The organism is Acidovorax sp. HMWF029 (genome assembly GCF_003060895.1).
Taxonomy (GTDB): Bacteria; Pseudomonadota; Gammaproteobacteria; order Burkholderiales; family Burkholderiaceae_C; genus Acidovorax.
This window is the reverse complement of sequence record NZ_QAIH01000075.1, coordinates 1-7448: the sequence shown is the minus strand read 5'-3', so window position 1 is coordinate 7448 and position 7448 is coordinate 1. Positions and strand designations below refer to the sequence as shown.

The 7448-nt window shown below is 66.2% G+C and carries 8 protein-coding genes; 4 read left to right on the top strand and 4 right to left on the bottom strand.

Translation table 11 applies throughout. The features are described from left to right. Positions 1-25 precede the first annotated feature (25 nt). Both DBR12_RS04470 and DBR12_RS04465 read left to right on the top strand, forming a co-directional pair. Entirely contained in the window at positions 26-1219 is a 1194-nt protein-coding gene (locus DBR12_RS04470) for a Fic family protein (RefSeq protein ID WP_108616146.1), read from the top strand. Between the two features lie 168 nt (positions 1220-1387). Next, positions 1388-2809 (top strand): aspartate kinase, encoded by a 1422-nt coding sequence (locus DBR12_RS04465; RefSeq protein WP_108616145.1) that lies wholly within the window; start codon positions 1388-1390, stop codon positions 2807-2809. 99 nt (positions 2810-2908) lie between these two features. Here the strand turns inward: DBR12_RS04465 and DBR12_RS04460 are convergent, their stop codons facing one another. After that, positions 2909-3175 carry an EamA family transporter gene (locus DBR12_RS04460; RefSeq protein WP_369861349.1) on the bottom strand — a complete coding sequence of 89 codons (267 nt, stop codon included), beginning with the start codon at positions 3173-3175 and terminating at the stop codon, positions 2909-2911. A 104-nt stretch (positions 3176-3279) separates the two neighbouring features. Between DBR12_RS04460 and DBR12_RS04455 the strand changes: the two genes are divergently transcribed. Beyond that, on the top strand, positions 3280-3708 hold the full coding sequence (locus DBR12_RS04455; RefSeq protein ID WP_369861350.1) for a LysR substrate-binding domain-containing protein: 429 nt from the start codon (positions 3280-3282) through the stop codon (positions 3706-3708). Here the strand turns inward: DBR12_RS04455 and DBR12_RS04450 are convergent, their stop codons facing one another. After that, positions 3709-4470 carry a DeoR/GlpR family DNA-binding transcription regulator gene (locus DBR12_RS04450; protein WP_108616144.1) on the bottom strand — a complete coding sequence of 254 codons (762 nt, stop codon included), beginning with the start codon at positions 4468-4470 and terminating at the stop codon, positions 3709-3711. Between the two features lie 159 nt (positions 4471-4629). Between DBR12_RS04450 and DBR12_RS04445 the strand changes: the two genes are divergently transcribed. After that, on the top strand, positions 4630-5259 hold the full coding sequence (locus DBR12_RS04445; RefSeq protein WP_108616143.1) for an NUDIX domain-containing protein: 630 nt from the start codon (positions 4630-4632) through the stop codon (positions 5257-5259). A 37-nt stretch (positions 5260-5296) separates the two neighbouring features. On the opposite strand, the gene DBR12_RS04440 is transcribed toward DBR12_RS04445, so the two are convergent. After that, positions 5297-6790: a TIGR01777 family oxidoreductase gene (locus DBR12_RS04440; protein WP_108616142.1), complete on the bottom strand. Its 1494-nt coding sequence runs from the start codon at positions 6788-6790 to the stop codon at positions 5297-5299. 29 nt (positions 6791-6819) lie between these two features. Then, on the bottom strand, positions 6820-7446 hold the full coding sequence (locus DBR12_RS04435) for a DUF4166 domain-containing protein (protein WP_233244298.1): 627 nt from the start codon (positions 7444-7446) through the stop codon (positions 6820-6822). Positions 7447-7448 lie beyond the last annotated feature (2 nt).

Sequence of the window (7448 nt, the reverse complement as noted above, 5' to 3'; positions counted from 1 at the left end):
GTTTTAAAGTTGGCAAAATAGGGCCATGTACAACGCGCCCCATCAGTTCGAGCCCTTGCTTCCATCCGATGTGCGCATGGAGCCTCTGTTGGCCAAGGCGCATGACCTGTCCCGCGCCGCCACATTGCTCGCAGGCACCCGGGTGCCGCCCGAGTTGCGCACCTTGCTGCGCAGCATGAACTCGTACTACACCAACCGCATCGAGGGCCAGCACACGCGCCCGCACGAGATTGAGCAGGCGCTGCGCCAAGACTTTTCACAAGACGCTGTGCTCGCTGCCAAGCAGCGCCTGGCCGTGGCGCACATTGATGCGGAGCAGGCGCTAGAGCAGCGCTATGCCGGACTGGAGGGCGCGCGGGCGTTGTATTCGGTGGACGCGGTGCAGGCGCTGCATGGTGCGTTGTTTGGTCGCTTGCCGATCGCCGATCTGGTGACGGCAGAAAACGAGCCCATTGTTCCCGGCGCCTTGCGCCAGCGTGAAGTACAGGTGGGGCAGCATGTGGCGCCTGCGTGGTCCAGCGTGCCGCAGTTTCTTGCGCGATGGGCATCTTGCTACGGCAGCGTGCGGCGGGGGGAGGCGGCTCTGGTGGCCCTGGCGTGTGCACACCAGCGCCTGGGCTGGGTGCACCCGTTTGTGGATGGCAATGGGCGTGTCATGCGGTTGCATACGCATACCTTGCTGAGTGCGCTGGGCTACACCGGGGGGCTGTGGTCGCCGTTGCGGGGCTTTGCACGCAGTACCGAGCGGTACTACGCGCTGCTGGCCGACGCAGACAGCGCGCGCCGTGGCGACCTGGACGGGCGCGGCAACCTGAGTGAACAGGCGCTGGTGGCTTGGTGCGACTATGTACTGGATGTCTGCCAGGACCAGGTGGGCTTCATGGCCGACATGCTGGACTTCGAGACCCTGAAGGCCCGCATCGCAGCCTGCCTGGTGTTCGAAGCCACGGTAGAGAAATCGGGTGTGCGCCCAGAGTCCCTGCGCGGGTTGCACTACCTGTTTCTGAGCGGCGAAGAGATGGCGCGCGGCGACTTCAAGTCCATGCTGGGCATGAGCGACCGGGGCGCCACCGATGCGCTGGGCGCGCTGGTGCGGCGGGGGCTGCTCAAGTCCGACTCGCCGCAGGGCAAGGTGCGGTTTGGGCTGCCACAGCATGCGCTGCGCTTTTTGTTTCCCAAGCTGTGGCCTGAGGCCGAGGCGGATGCGGTGGCCCGGTAAACCGCAGGGGTCCTCGACTCCGTGCATACCGAGGGCTTGGCACTTCAGGCCCATGTCAATGTGCCCTGATAAAAGTCGTGGAAAATAGAGGGTTTCCTGCCGCTGAGCCCCTTGGCAGAACACCCGTCCGGCTTTCCAACCTTATTGCTCCCCTGAGCCTGTCAGTCCATGCAAGACGTTCAAAACTCCAAGATCTCTGTCGAGAAGATCGGCGGCACTTCCATGACCGCCTTTGGCGATGTGCTGCGCCACATCGTGCTGCACGACCCCAAGCGCATTTACGGTCGCATTTACGTGGTGTCTGCCTACTCGGGCGTGACGAACCAGCTGCTGGAGCACAAGAAGACGGGCGAGCGCGGCATTTATGCCCTGTTTGCAGAAGGCAAGGGCTACCAGGATGCCCTGACGGGCCTGGCTGCCAGCCTCAAGAAGCTCAACGCCGGTTATGCCGACATCGGCCTGCCGCTGGATGTGGCCGATGCCTTCATCGACCAGCGCATTGGCCAGGCGCGTGAATACCTGGGCGCCATGCAGCATGTGCTGGCCAGCGGCTACCTGAGCCGCCACGATGTGCTGCTGGCTGCGCGCGAAGTGCTGGCCTCGATTGGCGAATCGCACAGCGCATTCAACTCGGTCGAGATCCTCAAGGCCAATGGCGTGAAGGCTGTGCTGATGGATCTGGCCGGTTTTGACGACAACGAAGCCTGGACCATCGACGAGCGCATTGCCAACAGCTTCAAGGGCTTGGACCTGAGCGACAAGGTGGTGGTGGCCACGGGCTACACCAAGGGCACCGAAGGCATCATGCGCGAGTTTGACCGGGGTTACTCCGAGGTGACCTTCAGCAAGATCGCCGTGGAAGTGCGCCCCGCCGAGGCCGTGATCCACAAGGAATTTCACCTCTCGTCTGCCGACCCCAACCTGGTGGGCCTGGAAAACGCCATCGTGGTGGGTGCCACCAACTACGACGTGGCCGACCAACTGGCCGATGTGGGCATGGAAGCCATCCACCCCAAAGCCGCCAAGCCCATGGAGCTGGCCGGCATCCCGATCCGCCTGAAAAACACCTTTGAGCCCGACCACCCCGGCACGCTCATCACCAAGGACTTCGTGGGTGAGCGCGCACGCGTGGAGATCGTCACCGGCACCGACAAGGTCACGCTGATCGAGATCCACGACCCCAGCATGGTGGGCACCGTGGGCTTTGATGCGGGCCTGATGAACGTGTTCTGCAAGCACGAGGTGAGCTACATCCTGAAGGCGACCAACGCCAATTCCATCGCGCACCTGATGTGGGACAGCCAGGTGACGCCCGAGCTGGTAGCCGAGCTGCAGAAGGACTACCAGGTCGTGACGATCAAGCCCAGCGCCATCGTATGCACCATTGGCTCCAACATCGGTATCCCCGGCGTGCTGGCGAAGGCCGCGCAGGCGCTGGCCGATGCGCAGGTCAATGTGAACTGCGTCTCGCAGACCCTGCGCCAGGTGAACATGCAGTTCGTGATCGAGCGCGAGGACTACAAGACCGCCATCAAGGCGCTGAACATGGCGCTGTGCGTGAACTCGGGCGCACCCGTTCCGCGCGCCTGAGCAACAGGGTTTCGCGTCCGGCCCACAGCCCGCCCCGTGCGGGCTTTTTTACGCCTCTGCGTGCCGGATGAGGTGGATGAAATGCTGTAACCGAGATTGCTATCTTTTATGTGGCAATAAAGTCTTGCCCATCAGGCGGTGAAGGCCTTTTTTGATGCTGATTTTGCTGATCAGCATCACCCCTGCCAGCACCAGGGCTGCGCCCCCCAGTTGCCAGGCGGACAAGGGCTCGCCCAGCAGCCAGGCGCCAAAAAAGATGGTAAGGATGGGCCCCAGCGTGCCGATGAGTGCGGTTTTGGAGGCGCCAATGCGGCGGATGGCGGCTGAGGTCACGAACACCGGCAGCTTGGTCGAGAACACGGCCATCCCCAGGGCGGGGCCCTGGGCGCGGAGGTAGTACCGCGCGAGACTGGTTTATCGCGCGTTGCAGCCGATGCTCCTTCTGCCGCGCAGACTCCTAGACCCAGGGCCTGGCACTCACGCGTGCGGGCGAGGCCCTGCTGCGCAACGCCCGCCATGCGCTGGCAGCGCGCGACCATGTGGGGTTTGCCGAGGTACTGGACCAGGCCTTTGTGATGCTGCACGCGGGCTCGGCCATCCACACCTTCACGATGAACGCCGCCGCATCATTGGGGCGGCATCTCGATGTGCGGAGTCAGGTGCGCAGTGTCGAGGCCGTGTGCCGCATGGTGGGGGCAGGCGTTGGCGGTGGCCTGGTGTCCAGAGGCGCGGCCCTGCAGGTGGCGGGCCTGAGCGAGCCGCCGGTGCTGGTGGATCTTGACGAGCCCTGGGCGCAGCGCGACCTGCGGATATGCGTGCGCAAGGGGGCAGTGCTGTCGGACTTTGCGGTCGCGCTGGTGGCGCACTTGCGGCCGGGGGATGGGGTCGTTGTACGCTGATCAGGCCGCCGCAACATCCACCTTGGCGCCACCCGCTTGCAGTTTCTTGCGCAGCGCCTGCGGCGTGGCGGCAGGCACCACCAGCGCTGCCAGCTCGCTCAGGGGCGCAATGTGGAACGGCGAGGCAGTGCCCAGCTTGTCGAGTGATGCAAGCACCACCGTTTCTGCGGCGCGCTGGTGAAGGGCGCGCTTGACGGTGGCTTCCTCAAAATCGCCCGTGGTCAGGCCCGCTTCGGCATGTACGCCGGTCACGCCCATCAGGTACAGGTCGGCCTGTATCCGGGCGGCCGCTTCGACCACGCTGGCTCCCACGTTCACCATGGAGTGGCGGAACAACCGGCCTCCGAGCATGAGCACCTCCAACTGGGTGTGTCCACCCAGCGCCACGGCCACGGCGGGACTGTGCGTGACCACGGTGGCGCGCAAGTCCAGTGCCAGGTACTGCACCACCTGCAGCGAGGTGGTGCCCCCGTCCAGAATCACCACCTGGCCGGGCCGCACCAGTGCAGCCCCGGCGCGGCCCAGGGCGCGTTTGTCTTCGGGAGCCAGCCACTCGCGCGCCTGCAGAGTGCCCACTGCGGCTGAGGCGGGCAGGGCGCCGCCGTGCACGCGCAGCAAGCGGCCCTCAGCGGCCAGCTCGCGCAGGTCGCGCCGCACGGTGTCTTCCGAGATACCCAGTTCCTCGCTGAAGGCCTTGGCCACGATCTGGCCGTCCTGCCGCAGGCGGTCGAGCAGGAGCTGTTTGCGTTGGGTGGTCAGCATGGGCGGTTAGACAAGGTGATTGCACGAATATGCATGTTTGTGCATGATATTGCGTAAATTTACCTTGTCAAAAACCATGCAAATGCCACCAGATCACACGGCCTTGGCGCTGACGCCTGTCGCGCGCTGCCACCCAAGCCAGCCCGTAGGGAGCCTTGCATGACCCGCCCCGCGCCCGAGGTTCCTATTGCCGAGCTGAACGCCCGCACCGAGCATGTGAAGCTGCTGGATGTGCAGGTGCTGTCCGACAACTGGTATGTGCTGCGCAAGGTCACCTGCTCGTTGCGCAGGCGCGACGGCCAATGGCAGACGATGAGCCGCGAGGCCTATGACCGTGGCAATGGTGCCGCACTGCTGTTGTTTGACCCGCGCCGCAGCACGGTGGTGCTCACCCGCCAGTTCCGGCTGCCCGCCTTTCTTAATGGCTGTGCCGACGGCTTGCTGATCGAGACCTGCGCGGGCCTGCTCGATGGTGACGACCCTGAAACCTGCATCCGCCGCGAGGCCGAGGAGGAAACTGGCTACCGCGTGCGCCAGCCGCGCAAGGTGTTTGAGGCGTACATGAGCCCGGGGTCCGTGACGGAAAAGCTGCACTTCTTTGTGGCCGAGTACGAGCCCAGCGACCGCATCCGCACCGGGGGCGGCCTGGAGGGGGAGGGCGAAGACATCGAGGTGATCGAGATGCCGCTGGCCGAAGCCCTGGCAGGAATTGCCAAGGGCTCGATACAGGACGGCAAGACCATCATGCTGCTGCAGCATGTGGCGCTGGGGTGGGGCCGGGCGCAGTAGTCCGGCTATCCGGCTATCCGGCTACACGGATACCGCATCACGTTGCCCCACTGCTTTCGCCCTGGACAGCAAGATCCCGCAAGGCGCCAGGCAGGTTGGGGTGAACAAATGAGTAGCCCAGGGCCAGCGCCGCCTGGGGCACCACGTTCTGCCCGTCCAGCAGCAGGGTGGACATCTCGCCCATTGCCCAGCGCAAGGGGGCGGCGGGCATGGCCAGCCACACGCGCCGCCCAAACGACGCGGCCAGGGCCTGCACAAAGCTGCGCTGCGACACGCCATCGGGCGCCACCGCGTTGATGGCCCCCTGCACATCGCTGCGTGCCAGCGCGAATCGGATCAGCCCCACTGCATCCGTCAGGTGGATCCACGGCGCGGCCTGGTGGCCATGCCCCAGCACGGCGCCCAGGCCCAGGCGGGCGCTCAGCGCCTGCATCGGGTAGGCTCCGCCGCCGTTGCCCAGCACCACCCCCAGTCGCAGGCGCACCACGCGCACACCCAGTGCTTCGGCGCGCCGGGCCTCGTGCTCGATGGCAGCGCACAGGTCGGACTGGAACTCGCCGGGGCGCGGTGGCGCGTTCTCATCTAGCGGCTCCATCGAAGCGTTGGGCGATGCGCCATAAAACCCCACAGCCGATGCACTGACCAGCACCTGTGGGCGGTGGTGCAGGCGCCGCATCAGCGCGACCACGGCCATGGTGGTGTCCACCCGGCTCGCCAGCAGCACGCGCCTGCGCCCAGCCGTCCAGGGCATGCCCAGCACCCGTGCCCCAGCGAGCTGGACCACAGCGTCGATGCGGGTTTCTGGTGGGATCGCGTCCAGCGAGTCCACCGCCCACACACCCGGGCCCAGGCTGGCGCGGGCCTGCAGCACATCGCGCGTCAGCACGATCACGCGCTGGCCGCCCTGCAACAGCTGCGCCACCAGGGCGCGGCCCACAAACCCCGTGGCCCCGGTGACCAGCGTGGCGGGTGCAGTGTGGTGCTGACTGTCGCCCGGCATAGCCTGGGGCTGGGCTGCAGGTGCTGCTGCACGCCGCAGGCGCAACACGGCCCGCAGGTTGCGCACACTCCAGGCCCACACCGCCAGCGCAAACGCAGTAAACAACCACGACACCCAGCCATGGGGTGCAGCCATCAGGGCGGTGGGCTGCTGCAGCCAGCCCCACAGCACGGGCGCCATCAGCCCCAGGAACAGTCCGTAGCTGATGGTCAGCAGCGTGTGCAGCACCCGCTCCAGCGGGGGCAGGCGCCGGGTGCGGTCTTCTTCCAGAAAGTCCGCCAGGGTGATGCCCAGCTCGGTCAGCAGCAGCGCCGCGATCAGCGCTGCCCAGGCGCCATGCCACGCAAACCAGGCCAGCCCGAAAAAAACTACGCCATAGATCGCCTCGCGCGCCGCATGCAGCGCCAGCTCATACCGGGCCGACGGGCGATGGGGCAGGCGGGCCTGCAGCTCGTGGTGCCACCAGTTGTCAAACGCGCCCATGGCGGCCTGGACAGAGAGCAGCATAAAAACGGGGGTCATGGCACTCATGGTCGGGTGTCCTTGTTGTTGTGTGCGCTTCAAAGCGCGTTCAGAGAATAGTCAGTGCTGGCAGGTTCGGTGCACGGGTCGGTGAACACCCCGTACTGGTGGAAGGTCTCCCCCCACCAGGGGTGCACCATGCTCAGCGTGAAGCGGAACTGCCCGCCGCCCAGGTCGGTGTGCGCCACGCGGCAGGTGCCCGGGGTCAGCAGGGCAGGCACGGGGATGCGCAGGCGCCCCCGCACCCACCAGAAGCGGCGGCTGCGAAACACCAGCGCGCCGTCTTCTTCCAGCACATCCAACGACATGGCCAGGCCCCCATCGGTGCGCTCCAGCAGGCGCCCATCGGGGCCCAGCTCCTTGGTGGATCGCACGGTGCGGCCCGCGCCGCTGTCGGTGCCGGTGTGAAAGCACCGCTCCCACACCACACCACCGCACCCGTTGTCGCTCACGCGCACGGTGGCGGGCAGGGCGGCGGTGTTGATATGGGTGAGCGGGCCGCCCCAAGCCAGGGTCAGCGCGGCATAGACATGGCCGACCAGCGAGCAGCGCAGGTCCATCTGGCCTTCATAGGCCACATCGGCGTGTGCGATGCCAAAGCGGCGTTGCACGGCGGCGGGCAGGCGCGCCCAGGCTGCGGCGCCCACTATGGCACGCAGGTCCAGTG